At 39.4% G+C, this 23910-nt stretch carries 22 protein-coding genes; 4 read left to right on the top strand and 18 right to left on the bottom strand.

The window, feature by feature from the left end:
• The 18 genes from atpD to rpmH form a co-directional block, all read right to left on the bottom strand.
• On the bottom strand, nt 1–1386 hold the full coding sequence (atpD, locus tag H5115_RS18000; protein ID WP_004335274.1) for a F0F1 ATP synthase subunit beta: 1386 nt from the start codon (nt 1384–1386) through the stop codon (nt 1–3).
• 33 nt (nt 1387–1419) lie between these two features.
• Nucleotides 1420–2280 (bottom strand): F0F1 ATP synthase subunit gamma, encoded by an 861-nt coding sequence (atpG, locus tag H5115_RS17995; protein ID WP_007377664.1) that lies wholly within the window; start codon nt 2278–2280, stop codon nt 1420–1422.
• A 60-nt stretch (nt 2281–2340) separates the two neighbouring features.
• Entirely contained in the window at nt 2341–3882 is a 1542-nt protein-coding gene (atpA, locus tag H5115_RS17990) for a F0F1 ATP synthase subunit alpha (protein WP_182756632.1), read from the bottom strand.
• 14 nt (nt 3883–3896) lie between these two features.
• Nucleotides 3897–4430 carry a F0F1 ATP synthase subunit delta gene (gene atpH, locus H5115_RS17985; protein ID WP_008134949.1) on the bottom strand — a complete coding sequence of 178 codons (534 nt, stop codon included), beginning with the start codon at nt 4428–4430 and terminating at the stop codon, nt 3897–3899.
• A gap of 16 nt (nt 4431–4446) precedes the next feature.
• Nucleotides 4447–4917, bottom strand: a complete 471-nt coding sequence (gene atpF / locus H5115_RS17980; RefSeq protein ID WP_004335264.1) for a F0F1 ATP synthase subunit B — start codon at nt 4915–4917, stop codon at nt 4447–4449.
• Nucleotides 4918–4958: 41 nt separating this feature from the next.
• The gene (atpE, locus tag H5115_RS17975; protein ID WP_004335261.1) at nt 4959–5192 is read right to left on the bottom strand and encodes a F0F1 ATP synthase subunit C; all 234 of its coding nucleotides are present in this window, start codon (nt 5190–5192) and stop codon (nt 4959–4961) included.
• 56 nt (nt 5193–5248) lie between these two features.
• On the bottom strand, nt 5249–6106 hold the full coding sequence (atpB, locus tag H5115_RS17970; RefSeq protein WP_024597178.1) for a F0F1 ATP synthase subunit A: 858 nt from the start codon (nt 6104–6106) through the stop codon (nt 5249–5251).
• Nucleotides 6107–6120: 14 nt separating this feature from the next.
• Entirely contained in the window at nt 6121–6501 is a 381-nt protein-coding gene (locus H5115_RS17965) for an ATP synthase subunit I (protein WP_182756630.1), read from the bottom strand.
• Nucleotides 6502–6643: 142 nt separating this feature from the next.
• Nucleotides 6644–7570: a ParB/RepB/Spo0J family partition protein gene (locus tag H5115_RS17960; RefSeq protein ID WP_182756628.1), complete on the bottom strand. Its 927-nt coding sequence runs from the start codon at nt 7568–7570 to the stop codon at nt 6644–6646.
• 20 nt (nt 7571–7590) lie between these two features.
• On the bottom strand, nt 7591–8376 hold the full coding sequence (locus H5115_RS17955; protein ID WP_004335235.1) for a ParA family protein: 786 nt from the start codon (nt 8374–8376) through the stop codon (nt 7591–7593).
• Between the two features lie 14 nt (nt 8377–8390).
• Nucleotides 8391–9011, bottom strand: coding sequence for a 16S rRNA (guanine(527)-N(7))-methyltransferase RsmG (gene rsmG, locus H5115_RS17950; protein ID WP_182756626.1), 621 nt, complete (start codon nt 9009–9011; stop codon nt 8391–8393).
• A 15-nt stretch (nt 9012–9026) separates the two neighbouring features.
• Nucleotides 9027–10916, bottom strand: a complete 1890-nt coding sequence (gene mnmG, locus H5115_RS17945; RefSeq protein ID WP_004335230.1) for a tRNA uridine-5-carboxymethylaminomethyl(34) synthesis enzyme MnmG — start codon at nt 10914–10916, stop codon at nt 9027–9029.
• Between the two features lie 428 nt (nt 10917–11344).
• A complete protein-coding gene (mioC, locus tag H5115_RS17940; protein ID WP_004335227.1) occupies nt 11345–11794 on the bottom strand; it encodes an FMN-binding protein MioC in 450 nt (149 codons plus the stop codon).
• 1016 nt (nt 11795–12810) lie between these two features.
• Nucleotides 12811–14175 carry a tRNA uridine-5-carboxymethylaminomethyl(34) synthesis GTPase MnmE gene (gene mnmE / locus H5115_RS17935; RefSeq protein WP_149594805.1) on the bottom strand — a complete coding sequence of 455 codons (1365 nt, stop codon included), beginning with the start codon at nt 14173–14175 and terminating at the stop codon, nt 12811–12813.
• Between the two features lie 395 nt (nt 14176–14570).
• Nucleotides 14571–16208, bottom strand: coding sequence for a membrane protein insertase YidC (yidC, locus tag H5115_RS17930; protein WP_182756624.1), 1638 nt, complete (start codon nt 16206–16208; stop codon nt 14571–14573).
• Between the two features lie 8 nt (nt 16209–16216).
• Nucleotides 16217–16492 carry a membrane protein insertion efficiency factor YidD gene (gene yidD / locus H5115_RS17925; protein WP_004335219.1) on the bottom strand — a complete coding sequence of 92 codons (276 nt, stop codon included), beginning with the start codon at nt 16490–16492 and terminating at the stop codon, nt 16217–16219.
• Between the two features lie 129 nt (nt 16493–16621).
• Entirely contained in the window at nt 16622–17044 is a 423-nt protein-coding gene (rnpA, locus tag H5115_RS17920; RefSeq protein WP_004335217.1) for a ribonuclease P protein component, read from the bottom strand.
• Nucleotides 17045–17051: 7 nt separating this feature from the next.
• Complete coding sequence (rpmH, locus tag H5115_RS17915; RefSeq protein WP_004335215.1) at nt 17052–17186, bottom strand: 50S ribosomal protein L34; 135 nt, start codon at nt 17184–17186, stop codon at nt 17052–17054.
• 518 nt (nt 17187–17704) lie between these two features.
• Here rpmH and dnaA point away from each other — a divergent pair.
• The 4 genes from dnaA to gyrB are packed head-to-tail and all read left to right on the top strand — an operon-like array spanning nt 17705 to nt 23753.
• Entirely contained in the window at nt 17705–19087 is a 1383-nt protein-coding gene (gene dnaA / locus H5115_RS17910; RefSeq protein WP_004335207.1) for a chromosomal replication initiator protein DnaA, read from the top strand.
• Nucleotides 19088–19100: 13 nt separating this feature from the next.
• Nucleotides 19101–20204 (top strand): DNA polymerase III subunit beta, encoded by a 1104-nt coding sequence (gene dnaN, locus H5115_RS17905; protein ID WP_004335206.1) that lies wholly within the window; start codon nt 19101–19103, stop codon nt 20202–20204.
• 15 nt (nt 20205–20219) lie between these two features.
• Nucleotides 20220–21314, top strand: a complete 1095-nt coding sequence (gene recF, locus H5115_RS17900; RefSeq protein ID WP_024597182.1) for a DNA replication/repair protein RecF — start codon at nt 20220–20222, stop codon at nt 21312–21314.
• A 12-nt stretch (nt 21315–21326) separates the two neighbouring features.
• The gene (gyrB, locus tag H5115_RS17895) at nt 21327–23753 is read left to right on the top strand and encodes a DNA topoisomerase (ATP-hydrolyzing) subunit B (protein WP_182738746.1); all 2427 of its coding nucleotides are present in this window, start codon (nt 21327–21329) and stop codon (nt 23751–23753) included.
• Nucleotides 23754–23910: the final 157 nt, after the last annotated feature.

Here is a 23910-nt window from a genome sequence, read left to right as displayed (position 1 = left end):
TTACATGCCTTTGGCTTTTTCTTGGGCTTCTTCGATAGAGCCAACCATGTAAAACGCTTGCTCTGGAAGCTCATCAAACTCGCCGTTTAAAATGCCTTTGAAGCCAGCAATTGTATCTTTCAATGATACGTATTTACCTGACGCGCCTGTAAACACCTCTGCCACGAAGAATGGCTGAGATAGGAAACGTTGGATTTTACGTGCACGAGATACAAGTTGCTTATCTTCGTCAGAAAGCTCGTCCATACCTAGGATTGCAATGATGTCTTTAAGTTCTTTGTAACGCTGAAGAACTGTTTGAACGCCACGTGCTGTATCGTAGTGCTCTTGACCAATTACTTGTGGGTCAAGTTGACGTGAAGATGAATCAAGTGGGTCTACCGCTGGGTAGATACCAAGTGATGCGATATCACGTGAAAGTACTACTGTTGCGTCTAAGTGAGCAAAGGTAGTTGCTGGAGATGGATCTGTTAAATCATCCGCAGGTACGTATACCGCTTGGATTGATGTAATTGAACCAGTCTTAGTTGAAGCGATACGCTCTTGAAGCACACCCATTTCTTCAGCAAGTGTAGGCTGGTAACCTACCGCTGATGGCATACGACCAAGAAGTGCAGATACTTCTGTACCAGCAAGTGTATAACGGTAGATATTATCTACGAAGAAAAGTACATCGCGACCTTCATCACGGAACTTTTCAGCCATAGTAAGACCTGTTAACGCTACGCGTAAACGGTTACCTGGAGGCTCGTTCATCTGACCGTATACAAGCGATACTTTATCAAGTACGTTTGAATCGTTCATCTCATGGTAGAAATCGTTACCCTCACGTGTACGCTCACCAACACCTGCGAATACTGAGTAGCCGCTGTGCTCGATTGCGATGTTACGGATAAGTTCCATCATGTTTACAGTTTTACCAACACCGGCACCACCGAATAAACCAACTTTACCACCTTTAGCAAACGGACATACAAGGTCGATAACCTTAATACCAGTTTCTAAAAGCTCAACTGAACTTGATTGCTCTTCGTATGAAGGCGCTGCACGGTGAATAGACATACGGTCTTCTTCGCCGATTGGACCCGCTTCATCGATTGGCTCACCAAGTACGTTCATGATACGACCAAGTGTTGCTTTACCAACTGGAACTTGAATCGATTCACCTGTATTCATAACTAAAGCACTACGACGTAAACCATCAGTAGTACCCATAGCGATAGTACGCACTACACCGCCACCTAGCTGTTGTTGAACTTCTAAAGTCAAACCAGCTAAATCGCCATCTGTTACTCTTAGTGCGTGGTATACCGCTGGCACGCTATCTTGTGGAAATTCAATATCCACAACGGCGCCGATAATTTGGACGACCTTACCTAAACTCATGTCTATTCCTCTCGTTAATCTTTACCCGAAGCATTAAACTGCTGCTGAGCCAGAACAAATCTCACTAATTTCTTGTGTGATTGCTGCTTGGCGAGCCTTGTTATAAACAAGCTGTAGCTCGTCCATAAGGTCACCTGCGTTATCAGTTGCAGCTTTCATTGCAACCATACGAGCAGCCTGTTCTGAGGCAGCATTTTCTACCACACCTTGGTATGCTTGAGACTCAATAAAGCGTACTAACAAAGACTCTAAAATAGCCTCTGGGTTTGGCTCGTATAAGTAATCCCATGTGTGAGCAGATACTTCTTCTTCAGCTTTTGGCAAAGGGAGTAACTGATCTATAATTGGCTCTTGCTTCATGGTATTAACGAATTTGTTATATACCAAGAATAAACGGTCTATTTTGCCTTCAGAAAATGCATCAAGCATAATTTTTACAGGACCAATAACGTCTTGTACTGAAGGTTTATCTCCTAGGCCCGCTTTTTTAGCGAGTAGTTGACCACCAAAACGTTGAAAGAAGCCTGCTGCCTTACTACCTAAAGTAGCAAATTCAGCATCAACACCTTTCTCTTTCCACGCTTTAACATCAAGTGCAACTTTCTTAAACTCGTTTGAGTTTAAACCGCCACACAGACCACGGTCTGTAGAGATAACAATATAACCAACTCGTTTCACTTCACGATCTTTTAAGAACGGGTGAGTAAAATCAAGATTTGCTTGAGCAACACGACCAATTACTTCACGTAATTTATTAGCGTATGGACGGCTTGAAGCAACGCGTTCTTGCGCCCTTTTCATTTTAGACGCAGCAACCATTTCCATTGCGCTAGTGATCTTTTGAGTATTTTTAATACTCCCGATCTTGCTTTTAATCTCTTTTCCGCTGGCCATGACTCTCTCTCCGAATCAAGGTGTGCTTTAGTTTCCTAAAGCGCACCATTAATAACTAAATTACCAAGTTTGCGTAGACTTGAACTTCGTAAGAAGTTCTTTAAGCTGCGCTTCGATCTCGGCATTCAAGTTACCAGTTTCATTGATTTGAGCCACAAGCTCTGCGTATGTGCTAGTTGCATACGAAAGTAAAGCTGCTTCAAAGTCACCGATTTTCGAAATTTCGATGTCTTGAAGGAAGCCTTTTTCAGCAGCAAATAACGACAAAGACATTTCAGCAACAGACATTGGCGCGTACTGTTTCTGCTTCATTAGCTCTGTTACACGCTCACCATGCTCAAGTTGAGCACGAGTTGCATCATCAAGGTCAGACGCGAACTGCGAGAACGCAGCTAATTCACGGTACTGAGCTAGGGCTAGACGGATACCGCCACCTAGTTTCTTAACGATTTTAGTTTGTGCAGCACCACCAACACGCGATACCGAGATACCAGCATTTACTGCCGGACGGATACCTGAGTTGAATAAGTCAGTTTCTAAGAAGATCTGACCATCGGTGATAGAGATAACGTTAGTCGGTACGAACGCAGAAACGTCGCCGCCTTGAGTTTCAATGATTGGCAATGCCGTCAATGAACCAGTTTTACCTTTCACTTCACCATTAGTGAACTTTTCAACGTAATCTGCGTTTACACGCGATGCACGCTCTAAAAGACGAGAGTGAAGGTAGAATACGTCACCTGGGTATGCTTCACGGCCTGGTGGACGCTTAAGTAGTAATGAAATTTGACGGTAAGCAACTGCTTGCTTAGACAAATCATCATATACGATTAATGCGTTTTCACCACGGTCACGGAAGTATTCACCCATAGTACAGCCCGAGAACGGTGCTAAGTACTGAAGTGCCGCAGATTCAGAAGCAGATGCTACAACTACGATAGTATTTGCAAGTGCACCGTGCTCTTCTAATTTACGTACTACGTTAGCAATAGTAGATGCTTTTTGACCAACCGCTACGTACACACACTTAACGCCTGTGTCTTTTTGGTTGATGATTGCATCGATTGCTAGTGCAGTTTTACCTGTTTGGCGGTCACCGATAACAAGCTCACGCTGACCACGACCAACTGGAATCATTGCATCGATAGATTTGTAACCAGTTTGTACTGGCTCATCTACAGATTGACGCTCGATTACACCTGGTGCAATTTTTTCTACAGGTTCAAAACCGTCGTTATCTAAAGCGCCTTTACCATCGATTGGAGCACCTAGTGTGTTTACAACACGACCAAGTAGACCAGGACCAACAGGAACTTCTAAAATACGACCAGTTGTATATACTTTTACGCCTTCAGTAAGGTCAGCGTACGGACCCATTACTACTGCACCAATTGAGTCGCGCTCAAGGTTTAGTGCGATAGCATAACGGCTGCCAGGAAGCTCAATCATTTCACCTTGCATACAGTCAGCAAGACCGTGGATGCGGATGATACCGTCAGTAACAGATACAATAGTACCTTCGTTACGAGCTTCACTTACAACTTCGAACTTCTCAATACGTTGTTTGATCAGATCTGAAATTTCAGTGGAATTAAGTTGCATGCTCTTTTTCCCAATTACGATTGTAGTGTTGTAGCTAAGCGGCTTAATTTACCGCGAATAGTACCGTCGATTACAGTGTCGCCAGACCTAATAATAAGTCCACCAACCACTGACGCGTCTTCACTACAATTCAGCTTAACTTTGCGTGCGAAACGTTTTTCAAGTGCCGCTACCAATGACTCTTGTTGCGCAGCAACAAGAGGAGTTGCAGAAATCACATCTACTTCGATTTCTTTATCGTATTGTGCTTTAAATTCAGCAAATAACTCAGCAACGTCAGGTAGAGCTGTCAAACGTCCATTTTCAGCCATCACCTTAACTAGGTTCTGACCTTGTTCGTTGAGCTGCTCAGCACAAAGTTGAATAAATAATTCAGCTTGTGCAGTAGCTGTAGGCATACCTGCTAAAGCAGATGATGCTTGTTCATTGCTGGCTACGTGGCCTGCAAAGAACAACATATCATTCCAGCTTTCTAGAGTGCCTTTCTCAACGGCAAGTTCAAAAGCCGCTTTAGCGTATGGGCGAGCGATAGTAGTCAAATTAGACATGCTCATACCCTCCTAATTACAGCTCAGCGACAAGTTTTTCAACGATGTCACTATGTGCGGCTTGATTAATTTCACGCTCTAAAATACGTTCTGCACCAATCACAGCTAGAGTTGCTACTTGCTTACGTAGCTCTTCTGTTATGCGATTACGTTCAGACTCAACTTCAGAGTGCCCTTGAGCAATGATACTTTCACGCTCTTGCTGACCACGAAGTGTTTCTTCGTCAACAATTAGCACTGCACGCTTTTTAGCTTGATCAATGATATCAGCCGCTTGAGCTTTTGCATCTTTAAGCTGTTCAGCAGCTTTCTTTTGCGCAAGTTCTAAGTCTTTTTCGGCTCTATCAGAGGCAGCTAAACCATCTTCGATTTTTTTCTGGCGAGCTTCAATTGCACCGTTTAGTGGTGGCCATACGTATTTCATACAAAATAATACGAACACCGTAAACGCAATCAATTCACCGATAAGAGTGGCGTTTAAGTTCACAACCGCTCCTCCTTAAATAGTAAGCTGTTCAAAAAATAAAATTAAAGTACGAACAACAATACCATAGCGATACCAACACCAATCATTGCTACAGCATCGATTAGACCAGCAAGAATAAACATCTTAACTTGTAGCGAAGGTGCAAGCTCAGGTTGACGCGCACATGCTTCAAGGAATTTACCGCCCATGTTACCAAAACCGATTGCTGTGCCGATTGCACCAAAGCCGATTAGTAAAGCTACTGCGATATACTTAAGACCTAATACTAGTTCCATTTTTTTCTCCAAAGTTTCAATTGTAAATTAAAGTTAAATATTAAAGGTTGTAAAAATTAGTGATTATCTGAGCTAGCCATACTTAGGTATACGATTGTTAACATCATAAATACGAATGCTTGCAATACAATTACTAAGATGTGGAATACAGCCCAAACAAAATGCAATGGTAATTGCATAAATCCGATAGCGCCGATCAAGATGAAAATCAATTCACCTGCATATAAGTTACCAAACAAACGTAGCGCTAATGAAAACGGTTTAGAAACCAGCGCAATCAGTTCAAGTAATAAGTTAAACGGGATTAAAAGGATTTGTAGTGCAGTATTATTTGAACTAAACGGGTGAAGTGTTAGTTCCTTAATAAAACCACCGATGCCTTTTATTTTAATTGAATAGCCTATCATTAAAATAAATACACCCAGCGCTAGCGCTGCTGTCATATTGATGTCAGTCGTTGGTACAATTTTCATGTACACATCGTGTGAATCCATACCAAACGCAGTTTCACCAACAAAACCAGCTAATGCAGGTAAAAAGTCAACTGGTATTAAATCCATTAAGTTCATTAAAAATATCCAAACGAATATTGTTAATGCTAATGGTGCAATAAGTTTGCTTTTACCATGGAAAGTATCACGTACGTTGTCACCAACAAACTCTACTACCATTTCAATGAAACATTGAAATTTTCCAGGTACACCTAGTGTTGATTTTTTAGCGGCACTACGAAAGATCCATAAAAATATAAGACCTAAACCGATAGACCATGCGAGGGTATCTATATGCCATGTCCAGAAACCACTATCCGTACATGCTTTATTGAAGGCGAGACCTGTATCGGTCGAACACATCTTAGCATTGGTCAAATGGTGCTGGATATGGCCAGATAGAGTAACTTCTTCTGCTGCCATGTTATATCCCAAAGTTAATGTTTAAAAAAAACGGGTGCGAACAATCCAGTAAAGAGCGCCAGTATATAAGTACTAAAAAAGGGTAATAAAATTACCGGAAAATGCTTCAGTACTAGCGCAAACAATACAATTGTTAGCATAAATTTTAATCCGTTGCCGCGTTTCAACGAGGCATACGCTTGATTTGCTCGACTTGCACCCATATATCGGAATGCATAAAGACCAAATACAAAGTGCGGAAGTACTGCGACAACACCACCAACAAGTGATGAAAGTGCGGCATTGACTCCCGAACTAAAACAAATAATTACAGCAGCAACTAATGCTACAACACCCTGAAGGCAAATTAACTTTAATACGGCAAGTCGATATGGACTCGCTAACTTGTCAGTCACGTTTAGTTAACCTTTATTGCGTTCTAATTGTTAGGGTGTGAAAACTGGCGAAATTATACTTAATCCTGCCAGTTTTGCAACTTGAGTAGACGCTTTGTAACACGAAATAGCTACAAATGTCCCTTTTTAGACATGTAGAAAACTAATGGTGGGTATTGTCTTGGTTAATGCGATTTAAAATGCCGTCAAGTTCGTCCAAATTTGTATAAGAAATAACAAGCTTACCTTTGCCTTTTTTGTTGTAATTTATTTCTACTTTGGCACCTAGGTTTTCAGCGAGTTGTTGCTCTAACTGTTTAACATCTGGATCTTTTTCAGCTATTTCTTTAGCTGGCACTGGTTCTAAAATTGAACGAACTAACTTTTCGGTTTCACGAACGGTTAGTGCTTTAGCCACAGCTAAACGAGCAGCATCTGATTGTGCTTCTCCCTCAAGGGCTAATAAACAACGAGCATGCCCCATTTCAATATCGCCATGTTCTAACAGTATTTTTACATCACAGTTTAGATTATTTAAACGGAGTAAGTTAGTTACTGTAGTACGTGATTTACCAACTGCATCTGCTACTTGTTGATGTGTTAATTCAAACTCATTAAGTAAACGATTTAACGCAACCGCTTCTTCCATGGCATTTAAGTCTTCACGCTGAATATTTTCTATTAGCGCAATAGCAACTGCGGCTTCATCTGGTACGTCTTTTATAATACAAGGTACTGTTTCAAGCTTAGCTATTTGCGCTGCACGCCAACGACGCTCACCGGCGATAATTTCAAAACTATTTTGTGCAATAGGGCGCACGACTATAGGTTGAATAATACCTTGTGAGCGAATAGAACTAGCAAGCTCTTCTAGTGCCTCTTCGGACATGTCTTTACGAGGTTGATATTTACCAGAGTGTAAAAACTCGATTGGGAGTTTTTGTAATTCACTGTTAGTTGGCTCAGCCGCATTTTTTACAGCTTCAGTCACGTTTGATGTGTCTTGTTCCTTGCTTACGCTTGGTGCAGGCTTTGACGAACTTAAAAGTGCATCGAGTCCTCGGCCTAAACCTCGTTTTTTAGCAGACATGTTATTTTTTTACCTCAAAGTTAGGCGACAACGGACGCTGTTTTTTCTTTTCTACGTAACATTTCACCAGCAAGCGCTAAATATGCTTTAGCGCCACTTGATGCCCGGTCATAATACATAGCAGGTGTACCAAAACTAGGTGCTTCTGCTAAACGAACATTACGCGGGATCACCGTACGGTATACTTTGTCGCCAAAATGTTGTTTTAATTGTTCTGATACGTCATTTGCTAAACGATTACGCGGATCGTACATAGTACGAAGTATGCCTTCAATTTGTAAGCTAGGGTTTACTAACTTAGCAAGTTGCGTAATCGTATCCATTAATGCGGTTAATCCTTCAAGTGCATAATACTCACACTGCATTGGCACTAAAATAGAATCAGCTGCGGCCATTGCGTTAACAGTTAACATATTTAGAGAGGGCGGACAGTCGATAAAAATAAATTCATACTGGTCCTGAATTTTTTCAAGTGCGTTGCGTAAACGCACTTCACGGGCAAATAATTCCATAAGTTTAACTTCTGCAGCGGTAACATCACCGTTTGCAGCAATCATATGGTATTCACCAGACGTTTCTTTGATAATAACGTCTTCTATAGGCTTATCTTCAATAAGTAAGTCGTAAATAGTTGGCACGTCGCCATATTTATCTACGCCACTACCCATAGTCGCATTACCTTGCGGATCGAGATCAATTAACAGCACTTTACGTTTCGTTGCAGCCATAGATGCAGCGAGGTTTACAGCGGTTGTAGTTTTACCCACTCCACCTTTTTGATTTGCTAATGCGATGACTTTTGCCACGGTGTCTCTGATCCCTAGTCTTTAGAAAGAATAATTAAATGTCGTTGTGCATCTAACTTAGGTACTTCTAATGCAATTTTTTGCTCAAACTTAACGCCAGTAGGTAATGACTCTAGCTCTTCACCAGGGTATACACCTTTAAGCGCTATAAATTTACCCGAATGATCAATTAAGTGCGAACACCAGTCAACCATATCTTGTAATGAAGCAAATGCACGACTGAGTACGCCATCTAATTTAACACTTGGCTGATATTCTTCAACTCTTGACTGAACAGGTGTTACGTTATCAAGGCCAAGCTCATGTTTAACATGCATTAAAAAGCGAACGCGTTTACCTAGACTATCTAGTAACACAAATTGTGTGTTAGGTAATGCAATCGCCAATACAATGCCCGGAAGGCCAGGCCCTGTGCCAACATCAATATAATGATGACCGGGTAAGTGAGGTGCAACAACTAAACTATCCATAATATGCTTAATCATCATTTCTTCAGGTAAGCGTACCGAAGTTAAATTATAAGCTTTATTCCACTTATCTAATAACTCGACGTAACGAACTAGCTGTTGCTGTTGTTTTTCTGTTAGCGCAATATCAGTTTGCGCTAACAATGTAGTTAATTGTTGCTGTAACACTATGTACCCTTATCGTTACGCAGATTTGCGTAATAAGCCTTGCTTCTTCAGATACACTAATAATAGCGAAATCGCCGCTGGGGTGATACCAGAAATACGCGATGCTTGGCCAATAGTGTCTGGACGTGACTCAATAAGCTTAGCAACAACCTCATTTGATAAACCTGATACAGTTTTGTAATCAAACTCTTTTGGTAAAATTGTTTGCTCATGACGAAGCTGCTTATTGATCTCATCTTGTTGACGCGCAATATAGCCTGCGTACTTAGTATGGATCTCAACTTGTTCAAGTGCTGCTACGTTTGTAAATTCAGATCCTAAACCGTCAATAGCCATAAGATCGTTATAACGAATCTCTGGACGACGGAGTAATTCTTCTAAACTTGCTTCACGAGTTAATGGTGTTTTTAGTAATGCATTTACTTGATCAACAACGACGTGATCTTTATGAATCCACGTATCTTTAATGCGTTGTTTTTCTTTCTCAATTACTTCCATTTTTTCGTTAAATGCCTGCCAACGTTCGTCATTAACTAAACCCAGCTCACGGCCTTTTTCAGTTAAGCGAATATCTGCATTATCTTCACGAAGTAGTAAACGGTATTCGGCACGGCTAGTAAACATCCGGTACGGTTCTTTCGTACCTAGTGTTGCTAAGTCGTCAATTAATACGCCGACGTAAGCTTCATCGCGACGTGGCGTCCAAGAATCTTTACCTTGCACTTTTAATGCAGCATTCATACCTGCAATTAAGCCTTGTGCACCCGCTTCTTCATAACCGGTAGTCCCGTTAATTTGACCCGCGAAAAATAAGCCTTCGATAAATTTTGTTTCTAAAGACTGCTTTAAATCGCGTGGATCAAAGTAGTCATATTCTATTGCATAGCCTGGTCGACAAATATGTGCATTTTCAAAACCAGAAATAGATTGCACAATCTCAAGTTGTACATCAAACGGTAAACTAGTAGAAATACCATTTGGATATAATTCGTATGATGTTAAGCCTTCAGGTTCAACAAATATTTGGTGCTTATCTTTATCCGCAAAACGTACAATTTTATCTTCAATTGATGGGCAGTAACGTGGACCAATACCTTCAATAACACCTGAGTACATAGGTGAGCGATGTAGGTTTTTACGAATAACATCATGTGTTTTTTCGTTTGTGTAAGTGATGTAACACGGTATTTGTTGTGGGTGATCTGATTGTTTACCCATAAATGAAAATACAGGTGTTGGCATATCACCAGGCTGTGCTTCCATCTTTGTAAAATCAACAGTACGTGCATCAATACGTGGCGGAGTACCTGTTTTTAAGCGATCCACTCTAAAAGGGTGTTCGCGTAAACGTTCAGCCAATGCAATTGATGGTGGATCACCAGCACGACCGCCTTTGTAATTTTCTAAACCAATGTGTATTTGGCCGCCTAAAAAGGTACCCACGGTTAAAACAACACTTGGAGCACTAAAACGTAAACCCATTTGAGTTACTACGCCAGTAACACGATCGTTTTCAACAATAAGATCATCACATGATTGTTGAAAAATCTTAAGGTTATCTTGATTTTGTAATGTTGTTTGAATAGCTGCTTTGTACAAAGCGCGATCTGCTTGTGCTCGAGTTGCACGAACAGCAGGTCCTTTTGAAGAGTTTAGTGTGCGAAATTGGATCCCGCCTTTGTCAATGGCCTGTGCCATTGCACCGCCAAGCGCATCAATTTCTTTTACCAAATGACCTTTGCCAATCCCACCAATCGCTGGGTTACAAGACATTTGACCAAGGGTATCCATATTGTGAGTCAGTAGCAGGGTATTCATCCCCATACGGGCAGCTGCTAATGCGGCTTCAGTGCCAGCATGTCCACCACCTACTACGATAACGTCAAAATTTTCGTGAAAAATCATTAATGGGATCCTACTTAAATCAAACCGGTAAACTTCAAAAGGGAGCGTATTCTACCTAGAAATTGGCAGAAGATAAATGATTAAACAAAGAGCAAGATCTAAGTATGTGATCTCTAATAATATAAAGGATCTTTTAAAGAGATCTTTTATTACTATTACTACTACTGATCAGCTTTTCTGTTGATAAGGTTTAGATCTTCATTTAAAACATGAAATTAGATCAGATCTAAAGGTGTTAATATGATCGGATCATCCAGCAAATAAGCTCTGATCAAAAAGGCACCTTATGCACAGGGCTGAATCAGTTGGATCTTATCCCATGGATAAGCATGCTTTAAAAAGCAGTTTATTCAATCTTTATCCACAAAATCTATTAAATTATTAGTAAATTGTGAGTAACTTTATATATAACTTTTTACTTGATCTATCTATTTTAAGCCTGTTTTGGTTATCCAAAAGTCTAACCATGCTAATGCTGTGTCTTCTGGTAGTGCTTCATCGAGAATATTAAGCTCTAAGCGTTCTGCTACTTTTATAGCGCCTTTTTGAGATAATAAGGCATCTATATTACGTCCAGCTTGGTTGTAAGTGTCATAACTGGTATCACCTAAAGCGATTACTGAGTATTTTAATTCCGATAAATCATTAGCTTGAGTCACATCTTCAACAAAGCTAATAAAGTTTTCAGGATAATCACCTGCACCATAAGTAGATGTGCAAATTAACCAAATGGTATTTTGCTGATCAATATCGCTAAATTCAGGTTGATCATGTAGTTGTGTAGTAATACCAAGGTTATTAAGCGCGTCGCTTAGTTGCTCTGCAACATACTCGGCTGATCCCATTTGGCTGCCAACAATAAGATTTACTGAACTCATGAATATTAGTGATCACATTGGTTTTAATTGCTGCCTATGATAACTGAGTGTGAGTAACAGTAAAGTTAAGAGTGCTTTTTTGTATAACTATTTTTGTGCTAATTTTATTCTTATTTGAAAGCGGCTCCCTAAGTTATTGATATTATAGGAGTTAACAAAATATCTTTAAATGTAATCTTCTGATCAAGTTGTTGATAACAGTGGGGAAAGCTCTGTTTAAACACTCCTTTTAGGTTGTTTAATAATCGCTAAGTTATTGATATTACTATTTAGTGAAAGACTTAATTATAAATCTAGGCATAAAAAGCACAAGGTGATCATAATGTGGATATAAAGGTTGTTGATAACCTTAAATTTAGATCGAAAATAATTTTATTAAATGATCTAATTGGGCTGATCTAACGAAATTAATTAAAAATAAGCTTATAAACAGATAATTTTTAATAGATCATTAGGTTTTTCTCTGCGAGGTGGCTCAATTTACTATTTATTTGAGCTAAAAATTAGGTTTTGTGGATAAGTGATCTCAATGTATTTAATTTAATGCGTATTTATAGCTGCTTTTTTTATGTATTTTGCTGGTGGATTAGTAGATCAAAAGTTTGATGCACTCAAATCTCGAGTCATTTTTATTAAAAAGCCGCAGTGATCGTCTGTCCATATGTTGTATAAAGTTGATTATTTAGAGTGTTTATCGTCACGTTTTAGCTCTTAAATTGAGCAAATAACATTAGTTTTTATGAGCTAGGTAATTATAAAAAAGCTATTTATAACTAACTTTTGTGTGGAGGATAACGATTTTAAAACGTATTTTTGTTTGAAATATGTATCGGTTTTGACCTTAAAATGGGTGTTACTTGCGCTATTAATACCTTACTTAAAGGCTCTTTTCACTGTCTAATCTACATGATCTGGCTGGGATTGACGGTACATATAAATATTTTATAGCGAATATTTTACATAAAAAAAGAGCACCTAAGTGCTCTTATAATAAACATATATCTGTAATAAGGTGCTTATTTACCAATACAAAATGAGCTAAATATTTTGCCAAGTAAGTCGTCTGAGGTAAATTCACCGGTTATTTCGTTTAAATACTGCTGTGTTAAACGTAGTTCTTCAGCCAATATTTCACCAGCAATGTGCATTTCTAATTGTGTTTTACCTGTTTCTAAATGATACGCAGCACTCTCTAGCGCATCCAAATGACGACGGCGCGCCATAAAGCCACCCTCTGTTGCGCCTTGAAAGCCTATACAGGCTTTTAAATGCTCGCGAACAAGTTCAATACCGTCAGCATTTTTAGCACTTAAGCTGATGACCGGGTATTGTTGCTCTTGCTCCATTCCGACTATATCACCCGATAAATCAGCTTTATTTCTGATGACCGTAACCCCCATACCTTCTGGTAATTTGGCCATAAATTCAGGCCAAATTTTATGCGGGTCAGTATCTATAGTGTCAGTGCCATCAAGCATAAATAAAACGCGATCGGCTTGGTTTATTTCATCCCACGCCCGTTCAATACCTATTTGTTCTACGCGGTCAGGGCTCTCTCGTAGGCCTGCGGTATCTATAATATGCAGTGGCATACCATCTATATGTATATGCTCTCGTAGTACGTCGCGAGTGGTACCGGCTATTTCTGTTACGATTGCAGCTTCACGACCGGCTAGGGCGTTTAGTAGGCTTGATTTACCGGCATTTGGGCGACCAGCAATAACAACACGCATACCTTCGCGCATGATGCTGCCTTGCTTGGCTTGGTTGGTTACGGTATTAAGCTGGGTAATGATGGTGTCTAAGTCGCCTGATACCTTACCGTCTGATAAAAAATCAATTTCTTCATCTGGAAAATCAATTGCGGCTTCTACATACATACGTAAGTGAATTACTTTTTCTACAAGCGTTTCTATGTGCTTAGAAAATTCACCTTGTAGCGATTGCAGGGCGCTTTTAGCGGCTTGCTCGCTCGTTGCATTAATTAAGTCGGCGATGGCTTCTGCTTGTGTTAAATCAAGCTTATCGTTCATAAATGCACGCTCAGAAAACTCACCAGGCTTTGCTAAACGAACGCCCTCTATTTTACTAATTTCTTTAAGTAGCATATCAAGTACTACAGGACCGCCGTGGCCTTGTAATTCAAGTACGTCTTCACCAGTAAATGAGTTAGGACCTGCAAAGTAAATGGCAATACCTTGGTCAAGTTGCTCGCCAGCAAGGCTTTTAAATGGTACGTAATCGGCGTAACGAACTTTAGGAATTTTACCTACTACTTTTTCGGCGACACTTTTAGCAAGGTTGCCTGAAACGCGAATAATACCAACACCACCACGTCCAGGCGCTGTTGCTTGTGCTGCAATTGTATCTTGATTGATCATGCTATTAATTTGCCAACGATGAGTAACTTTATGGCGGTATTGTAACCTATGAAATAAACACTCGCGAATACTCTGGTGAAAAACAGGCAATAAAAAAGGCGACCGAAGTCGCCTTTATATAAGTAATATACCCAAGCCATCTCAAGATGCGAGTTTCAGTTGGAGTTAAAAGCTATTTAGGCAAGGCATTGATTGAGAATAATAGTGGTTCTATTGTTAAAATCAATAACGCAGTATAAATCGCTTTTAAACCAACCCTTTGGGCGTTTCACAGGTACTTAATTTCATCGTTGTTACTTTTTAAAAGGGACTGCCATTCTTGCAAAGTAACGCCTTGATCTTAAGCCCCTGTGAAACGCTGAATTTTGCATCTTGATGTGGCTTGGGTATAGGCGCTAGCCTCTCACTTTAATTCCTTTCTTTTCCATGCCACGGTAGATGATTAACATCTGGACAATAGAAATAAGGTTAGACACTAACCAGTAAAGAACTAAACCCGATGGGAACCATAAGAAGAATACAGAGAAGATAACCGGCATAAAGGTCATCATTTTTTGCTGCATTGGATCAGTTACCGTCATAGGCTGTAGTTTTTGCGTCACAAACATACTCGCACCAAACAAGATTGGTAATACGTAGTACGGGTCTTGTGCAGAAAGGTCAGTTAACCAAAAAATAAATTCAGCATGGCGAAGTTCAGTAGACTCTAAGAATACGTAGAACAAGGCTAAGAAAATTGGCATTTGTAGCAAAATAGGGAAACAGCCACCCATTGGGTTAACTTTTTCTTTTTTGTACATTTCCATAGTTGCTTGGCCGAACTTTTGACGGTCATCACCAAACTTTTCTTTAAGAGCTGCCATTTTAGGCTGTAGGGCACGCATTTTTGCCATTGAAGTGTATTGCGCTTTAGTAAGTGGGTACATTAACGATTTAACGATAATAGTGATGGCAATAATTGCTACACCCCAGTTACCTAAAATGCTATGTAGCCATTTTAGCAATACAAATAAAGGTTGCGAAATAAACCATAACCAACCGTAATCTACAGTTAAGTCTAAGTCTGGATGAATCGCTTCAAGAATATCTGACTCTTTCGGGCCCATATAATAAGTAGCAGTTAGTGTTTGCTCACTACCAGCTTGAATATTTACAGCGGGATCTTTAGCACCAATAATAGCGGCATTACTTTTTGTAATTAAGCTATAAATTGTATTTGTTTGATCCTGCATTGGAACCCAAGCACTTACAAAGTAATGTTGTATAAATGCAACATAACCACCTTGCGTGTTTTTGTTTAGGTTTTTACCAGCCATATCCGAAAAACTATACTTTTCGTATGGTTCTTCGTCAGTACCGTATGCAGCACCTAAATAGTTTTGATCAACCATGCTACCTTTTTCTTGTACGGTACGCTTAATTTGCGTGTATAGCTGTACTTGAAGAGGTGCGCTGGTAGTGTTGTTAACTTTGTATTCTAAGCCTACGTCATACTGACCTTTTTTGAATACATACGTTTTAGTAAAACTAACACCATTACTATCAGTAAACTGAAGTGGAACGCGAAGCTCATCACTCGTTAAGGTATATGATTTTTGTTCGGTACTATAAGTAGGGCGACCATTAGCTGATGCATCAGGGCCATTTAAGCCAATTAAGCCACTTTGTGAAAAGTATTGTTTGCCACTATCAAGCTGACCAAGAAGCATATAAGGAGTGTCACTTCCTTTAGTTTCTTCGTATTGAAGAAGGTCTGTTTCAACAATGTCACCGCCTTTGGTGTCAATTTTAACTTTAAAAACGTCAGTTGTGATTTCAATAACTGAACGTTTAGCTAAAGTTGTTGAAGTGGGTAAACCTGAATCTGACGATGAAGGAATATAATCATCCGACTCTGGTGAATTTGCTTGTAGTGTTTGTGTTGTGGCACTTGGATCGGCTTTAGGCTTGTTGTAATCATTATCCCATTCTTGGAACAATAAAAACGACACTAGCATTAGGCCAATTAATAAAAACGTGCGTTGCGATTCCATAACAGCTCTTATTTCTCGTGTTGGTGGTTAATATGGGTTAATTTTTCAGGTACGGGGTCGTCTCCACCTGAATGTAAAGGATGGCATTTTAATATGCGTTTTAAAGCTAACCAACTACCTTTTATAAATCCATGCAAATTAATTGCTTGAATTGCATAATGTGAGCAGCTTGGATTAAAACGACAATGCGGACCTAACAGCGGGCTAATCCACTTTTGATAACCGCGGATAAATAACACTAAACAAATCTTAGGAAAAGCAACAAGTGGTTTAATTAACCTCATGATGTTTATGCCCCTACTTAAGTTTAGTGAGATAGATATCATGTATTTAAAGACTCAATTAGAAATTTTAAATGCATGATTAAAAGGTGAGCTAAAGATACATTAATTAACCCTGCAATTCTATTGCAATTAGGTTTGTTTATTAGATTTAGCTGATTTGTTTGGGCGTTTCTTAAAAGGTGGCGGTTTAGGTGCACCTGGTTTACAGCGTTCGTTAATTTTTCGCCATAATTTAGTAAGTTGTTTGGTTAATTCTTCATTAGACTGTTCATCAATACCACTTTTCACCATAAGCACAATATCAATATTATCGATGCTGTGTTGATTTAAACGAAAACTTTCGCGAGCGAGACGTTTAATACGGTTTCGTTGGCATGCCTTTTTTACGCGTTTTTTAGCAACAGTAAGACCTAGCCGAGGTTTTTCTTGGTCATTTGGTTTAGCTAATAGAGTAAAGAAAGGAGTTGCAGCCCGAGCGGGTTCATTAAATATGCGAGAGTAATGCGAGGGAGTTAACAGACGTAACTCCCTGCCAAAGCTAAAGTCTTCCACTTATAAATTAAGCAGAAAGAACTTTGCGGCCTTTAGCGCGGCGACGTGCTAATACTTTACGGCCATTTACAGTTGCCATGCGAGCACGGAAGCCGTGTGCACGTTTGCGTTTTAAAACGCTAGGTTGAAAAGTTCTTTTCATAACAATCTCATCCGATCGGTTAAAGTTAAAACATCCTATACAGGTCGCGATCCTGGCATAGGTGCCATTGCGAGCGCGAGATATTATAGAGTAAGTAACGTAAAGTCAATCATAATTACGTTCGCAGTATATAGCCTACTTATGGTCCATAAAGAGATCGTGTAGGGCGATCTGATAGGATCATCATAAATAAGAAGTTTTCCACAGCCCCTGTATAAAAAGTGAATAAAAGCGGGGGAAAAGAAAATTGGATCGTAAATTTGGTTCGCGATCTTGGTGTTATTTTGTTATGATCTCCTCTTCGGTTCTAAAATAAAAACTGTTTTAAATCAGGTTGTTAATGGTTTTATACATCGATATCAACAATTTTATAAAAATCAATCTTTTACTTGTGGATAAAGTGCCTTCATAATACGCGGTCTTGGGTCGCTTATTGGACCATTTGAACGCAATAAATGCATGATTTATAATCATTAATGATGTGCGGGAATAAAAATTATATCTCTGGGAGTTTAACTGTGTATCTGTCGGTTTGGCAAAGTTGTTTATATGTATTGCAAGATGAGCTGCCTTCGCAGCAATTCAGTATGTGGGTAAGACCACTACAAGCAGAAAGTACCGAAGATACCTTGACGATTTATGCACCTAATCGCTTTGTGCTTGATTGGGTAAGAGAAAAGTACCTAAATAGAATTAACGAATTATTAGTAGAAATTTGTGGTGTTGAAGCACCAAAGCTACGTTTTGATGTAGGTAGTAAGCCTTTATTAAATGCACAAGCTGCACCGGTTATAGAAACACAATCAGCACCACAAGCTTCTACAAAACAACAGCCTCGTGAGCAAAAGCCTGTTGTTGAACCTGCACCTAAGTCAGGTTACAAATCTAACATTAAAGAAAACTATACCTTTGACAGCTTTGTTGAGGGTAAGTCAAACCAATTAGCAAAAGCAGCGGCCACTCAAGTTGCCGATAATCCTGGCTCTGCTTTTAACCCTGTATTTATTTACGGTGGTACTGGTTTAGGTAAAACTCACTTATTACATGCAGTAGGTAACGGCATTATGGCAAACAAGCCAGATGCTAAAATTGTTTACATGCATTCAGAACGCTTTGTTCAAGATATGGTAAAGGCACTGCAAAATAATGCGATAGAAGAATTTAAGCGCTATTACCGCAGTGTTGACGCATTAATGATTGATGATATTCAATTTTTTGCTAATAAAGAGCGTTCACAAGAAGAGTTTTTTCATACCTTTAATGCATTGCTTGAAGGCAACCAACAAATTATTTTAACCTCTGACCGTTATCCAAAAGAGATTGAAGGGGTCGAAGACCGTCTTAAATCACGTTTTGGTTGGGGATTAACAATCGCGATTGAGCCACCAGAGCTTGAAACTCGCGTTGCTATTTTGATGAAAAAAGCACAGCAAAGTAAGATTAACTTACCACATGAAGTTGCCTTTTTTATCGCCAAAAAATTACGTTCAAATGTACGTGAACTAGAAGGCGCACTTAACCGTGTAATTGCTAATGCTAATTTTACAGGTCGTCCAATTTCGATTGATTTTGTAAAAGAAGCACTACGCGATTTACTTGCCTTGCAAGATAAGCTGGTTACGATAGATAATATTCAGCGCACCGTTGCTGAGTACTACCGAATTCGAGTGTCAGATCTATTGTCTAAGCGCCGCAGCCGCTCTATAGCAAGGCCACGCCAAGTTGCCATGGCATTATCTAAAGAATTAACTAATCACAGCTTACCTGAGATTGGTGACGCATTTGGTGGACGCGATCACACGACCGTATTACACGCATGTCGTAAGATAAAATCACTACGTGACGAAAGCCACGAAATTAAAGAAGATTACCAAAACTTAATAAGAACATTGTCATCTTAGGGCTGACTTTATTATGCAAATAACAATATCAAGACAACAATTTTTAAAGCCATTGGTGCAAGTGTCGGGTGCAATAGAGCGCAAACACACGCTACCAATCTTATCTAACGTTTTGTTAGTGGTAGAAAACGGACAACTTTCAATGACGGGTACTGACCTTGAAATTGAATTAGTTTCTGGCGTATTTGTAGGTGATGATATTGCCGATACAAAACTAACGTTACCCGCTAAAAAGTTACTCGATATTTGTAAAAGTCTACCAGACGGTTCAGACATTACTTTAAGCTTGCAAGAGCACCAATTACTTTTAACCAGTGGTAAAAGCCGTTTTTCATTAACGACTTTATCAGCTGATGATTTTCCTAATTTAGAGCAGTGGGATGGTGAGGTTGAATTTCAACTAACTCGTTTAGAGCTTCGTAAGTTACTTGAAAGCACGCATTTTTCGATGGCGAATCAAGACGTACGTTATTACTTAAACGGTATGTCTTTTGAAGTAGATAATACAGACATAAAAACAGTAGCAACAGATGGTCACCGTTTAGCTATTGCACAAAAGCAATTAACGCAATCGCTTAACACTCAACGTCAATTAATTATACCTCGCAAAGGTGTGCAAGAAATTATGCGCCTTATGGTAGCTGACGATGAATTGGTAACAATTCAGTTTGGTGCTAACCATATCCGTATTATTGATATTGAGTTTACATTTACAAGTAAGCTAGTTGATGGACGCTTTCCTGATTACCGTCGTGTATTACCACGTGGTGGTGACAAAGTAATTACAGCTAACCGAGAATGGTTACGAAATGCGTTTCAACGAGTGTCTATTTTATCGAATGAAAAATTTCGTGGTGTACGCTTAAACCTATCAAACGGTTTATTAAAAATTACTGCCAATAACCCAGAGCAAGAACAAGCTGAAGAAGTTGTTGAAGTAAGTTACGAAGGCGCGGACCTAGAAATAGGATTCAACGTGTCTTACGTATTAGATGTACTAAACACATTAAAAACAGAAGACGTACTATTTACATTAGCCGACTCAAACAGCAGTGCATTAATTGAAGGTGCAGGCGATGAAGAAGCAATGTACGTTGTTATGCCTATGCGTTTATAAGACTATAAATACATAATGAGCTTAAGTCATTTGAGCCTCAAATATTTTCGTAATATTGAGGCGCTGACGCTAGAACCAGTCAACGGCGTTAATATAATTTATGGTGAAAATGGCAGCGGAAAAACCAGCCTTTTAGAGGCTATATATTACCTTTCTCATGGCAAATCTTTTCGTACTCCAAAACACAAAAGTATTATTGCGCACCAGCAAGAGCAATTTGTAATTCACGGGCGTAAAACAATACACGATTTATCAATTCCAATTGGTATTAGTAAAACGCAAACGGGTGAGACCAATTTAAAAATTCAAGGTAAGGCGAGCCGTAAGATATCAGAACTCGCTCAACTTATGCCTGTACAAATTATTACACCAGAGAGTTATTCTTTGTTTTTTGGTGGACCTAAAGAGCGCAGAAAGTTTTTAGATTTAGGTTTGTTCCACGTGGAACATGAGTTCTTTTTTTTGTGGCAATCATTTAATAAAGTACTTAAACAACGTAATGCATTGTTAAAAACTAAGCCCAAGAATTATTTTGACCAAATTAAGTTTTGGGACAAAGAATTTGTTAGACTGGCTGAAGAAATAAATAAATTAAGATTGGCGTATATAAGTAGGTTTAAGCAGCAATTTTTTGATAAAATGTGTGCAGAATTAACGCTTGTACGTGATTTAGAAATGACCTTTAGCGCAGGCTGGAAAGAGACTGAATCTCTTGCAGATGCGTTAGAGCAAAACTTTGAGCGAGATGCTCGCCAAGGGTTTACAAGTAAAGGCCCTCATAAGGCCGATTTTAGTTTTAGTGTCGCTGGCAACAGTGTGGAGAATACATTCTCACGCGGTCAATTAAAGCTATTATTGTATGCGTTGAAAGTTACGCAAAATAGCTTAATTGAGTCAGAGACAGATAAGCAATCTATATTGCTAATAGATGATCTACCTTCAGAACTAGGCGAAGATACAAAAGAGAAAGTGGGACAATTACTTGCTCACTGCAGTTCTCAAATTTTTATCTCTTCAATTTTATCTGAAAGTATTTCTGCTGTGGTGGAACCCATGCAACGAGAACTACAAATGTTCCACGTGAAACATGGCAACCTAATAACAAGATAAGTGGGATTAACCATGTCTGAGAATTATGACTCGTCGAGTATTAAAGTACTTAAAGGATTAGACGCAGTAAGAAAGCGTCCTGGAATGTATATTGGGGACACCGATGATGGCACAGGCTTACACCACATGGTGTTTGAGGTCGTTGATAACTCGATCGATGAAGCCTTAGCAGGTCATTGTGATGATATTTATGTAACGATTCACTTAGACGGTTCTGTCTCAGTTCGAGATAACGGTCGTGGTATCCCAACTTCTATCCATGAAGAAGAAGGCGTATCTGCAGCCGAAGTTATTATGACGGTACTTCATGCCGGTGGTAAGTTTGATGATAACTCTTATAAAGTATCAGGTGGCTTACACGGTGTTGGTGTTTCTGTTGTAAATGCACTTTCAGAAAAACTAAAACTGACTGTTCGTCGTGAAGGAAAGCTTCATGAGCAGTTTTATACTATGGGTGTTCCAGATGCACCTTTAGCTGTAATTGGTGACTCAGAAACAACAGGTACAGAATTACGTTTTTGGCCAAGCGCTGAAACATTCACAAATTTAGATTTTCATTACGACATTTTAGCTAAGCGTTTACGCGAGCTTTCATTCCTAAACTCAGGTGTGAGCATCATCTTAAATGATGAGCGTGAAGAAAATAAATCTGACCACTTTAAATATGAAGGCGGTATTCAAGCTTTCGTAGAGTACTTAAACCGCAATAAAACACCTATACATAAAGGTGTGTTCCATTTTACTCACGAACGTGAAGAAGATGGTATTAGTGTTGAAGTATCAATGCAGTGGAATGATGCATACCAAGAAAACATTTACTGTTTCACAAATAATATTCCACAACGTGATGGTGGTACTCACTTAGCCGGTTTTAGATCAGCGCTAACACGTACACTTAATAACTACATGGAAAAAGAAGGGTTTAACAAAAAAGCTAAAACAACCAGCAATGCTACCGGTGATGATGCCCGTGAAGGCTTAACGGCTGTTGTTAGTGTTAAAGTTCCTGATCCTAAGTTCTCATCACAAACTAAAGACAAGCTAGTATCAAGTGAAGTTAAATCTGCGGTTGAACAAGCAATGGCTGAAAAATTCACTGAGTTTTTACTAGAAAACCCAACTGATGCCAAAATTGTTGTAGGTAAGATTATTGATGCCTCACGTGCTCGTGAAGCGGCGCGTAAAGCCCGTGAAATGACACGACGTAAAGGTGCAATGGACTTAGCAGGCTTACCAGGTAAGCTAGCTGATTGCCAAGAAAAAGACCCAGCCCAATCTGAACTATATATAGTGGAAGGGGACTCTGCTGGCGGATCAGCCAAGCAGGGACGTAACCGTAAAAACCAAGCTATTCTTCCGCTTAAAGGTAAAATATTAAACGTAGAAAAAGCACGTTTTGATAAAATGTTATCTTCGCAAGAAGTAGCAACACTAATTACTGCATTAGGGTGTGGTATTGGTCGTGACGAATATAACCCTGAGAAATTACGTTATCACCGTATCATCATCATGACCGATGCGGACGTGGATGGTTCTCACATTCGTACGTTACTACTAACATTCTTCTATCGTCAAATGCCTGAAATTGTAGAACGCGGTTATATTTATATTGCTCAACCACCACTTTATAAAGTGAAAAAAGGTAAGCAAGAGCGTTATATTAAAGATGATCCTGCATTAGTAGAATACTTAACGTCGCTTGCGCTTAATAATGCTGCTTTATATCCAAGTGCAGATGCTCCTGCGCTAGAAGGTGAAGCGCTAGAGAAAGTCGTTCACGATTACCAAAATACAGTTAAAGTTATTGAGCGTTTAAAGCGTAAATATCCTAACACGGTAATGGAGCGCTTAATCTACCAAACAGAGTTGAAAACTGATGACCTTTCTGACGAAGCTAAAGTAATTGCTTGGACAAAAGAGTTAGTTGATGACCTAATTGCACGTGATGAAGATGCAACTATTTTCCATGCGGGTACAGAGTTTGACGCTGAGCGTAATATGTATTACCCGGTTGTGAATATTCGTCAGCACGGTGTTGATAAAGCACATGTACTTCATTATGACTTTATTGCATCACGTGACTACCAACGCATTGCTGTGACTGGTACTAACATTGCAAACATCCTAAAAGAAGGTGCTTATATTCAACGTGGTGAGAAAACAAAACCTGTTGATAACTTTGTGGATGCTTTGGAATGGTTGATCACAGAATCTAAGCGCGGGATCTACATTCAACGCTATAAAGGACTGGGTGAAATGAACCCAAGCCAGCTTTGGGAAACAACAATGGATCCTAGTGCTCGTCGTATGTTACAAGTAACAATTGAAGATGCTGTTGGCGCAGATCAATTATTTGCCACTCTAATGGGTGATCAAGTAGAGCCTCGTAGAGAGTTTATCGAAACTAACGCTCTACGCGTAGTTAATCTAGACGTGTAAAAATATTACTTACACCGAAAAAGGAGCCTAATGGCTAATGCCGATCAGTTAAGAAAATGACCGGTTGACCGATCCAAGCGATCATGCAAAATCCGTAGTTAGGAAACTAACTACGGATTTTTTGTGAATATAGAACAAGCACTGCAAGCAACACTTG

It is taken from the genome of Pseudoalteromonas sp. SR44-2 (assembly GCF_014163745.1).
In the GTDB taxonomy this organism is placed as follows: Bacteria; Pseudomonadota; Gammaproteobacteria; order Enterobacterales; family Alteromonadaceae; genus Pseudoalteromonas; species Pseudoalteromonas distincta.
This window is presented reverse-complemented; position numbering and strand designations above follow the sequence as displayed.

Bases quoted from the DNA above. Each gene is read 5' to 3' on its own strand.
- atpD (WP_004335274.1), bottom strand. From the start codon at position 1,386: ATGAGTTTAGGTAAGGTCGTCCAAATTATCGGCGCCGTTGTGGATATT.
- atpG (WP_007377664.1), bottom strand. From the start codon at position 2,280: ATGGCCAGCGGAAAAGAGATTAAAAGCAAGATCGGGAGTATTAAAAAT.
- atpA (WP_182756632.1), bottom strand. From the start codon at position 3,882: ATGCAACTTAATTCCACTGAAATTTCAGATCTGATCAAACAACGTATT.
- atpH (WP_008134949.1), bottom strand. From the start codon at position 4,430: ATGTCTAATTTGACTACTATCGCTCGCCCATACGCTAAAGCGGCTTTT.
- atpE (WP_004335261.1), bottom strand. From the start codon at position 5,192: ATGGAACTAGTATTAGGTCTTAAGTATATCGCAGTAGCTTTACTAATC.
- atpB (WP_024597178.1), bottom strand. From the start codon at position 6,106: ATGGCAGCAGAAGAAGTTACTCTATCTGGCCATATCCAGCACCATTTG.
- H5115_RS17960 (WP_182756628.1), bottom strand. From the start codon at position 7,570: ATGTCTGCTAAAAAACGAGGTTTAGGCCGAGGACTCGATGCACTTTTA.
- mnmG (WP_004335230.1), bottom strand. From the start codon at position 10,916: ATGATTTTTCACGAAAATTTTGACGTTATCGTAGTAGGTGGTGGACAT.
- mioC (WP_004335227.1), bottom strand. From the start codon at position 11,794: ATGAGTTCAGTAAATCTTATTGTTGGCAGCCAAATGGGATCAGCCGAG.
- mnmE (WP_149594805.1), bottom strand. From the start codon at position 14,175: ATGATCAATCAAGATACAATTGCAGCACAAGCAACAGCGCCTGGACGT.
- yidC (WP_182756624.1), bottom strand. From the start codon at position 16,208: ATGGAATCGCAACGCACGTTTTTATTAATTGGCCTAATGCTAGTGTCG.
- yidD (WP_004335219.1), bottom strand. From the start codon at position 16,492: ATGAGGTTAATTAAACCACTTGTTGCTTTTCCTAAGATTTGTTTAGTG.
- rpmH (WP_004335215.1), bottom strand. From the start codon at position 17,186: ATGAAAAGAACTTTTCAACCTAGCGTTTTAAAACGCAAACGTGCACAC.
- dnaN (WP_004335206.1), top strand. From the start codon at position 19,101: ATGCAAATAACAATATCAAGACAACAATTTTTAAAGCCATTGGTGCAA.
- recF (WP_024597182.1), top strand. From the start codon at position 20,220: ATGAGCTTAAGTCATTTGAGCCTCAAATATTTTCGTAATATTGAGGCG.
- gyrB (WP_182738746.1), top strand. From the start codon at position 21,327: ATGTCTGAGAATTATGACTCGTCGAGTATTAAAGTACTTAAAGGATTA.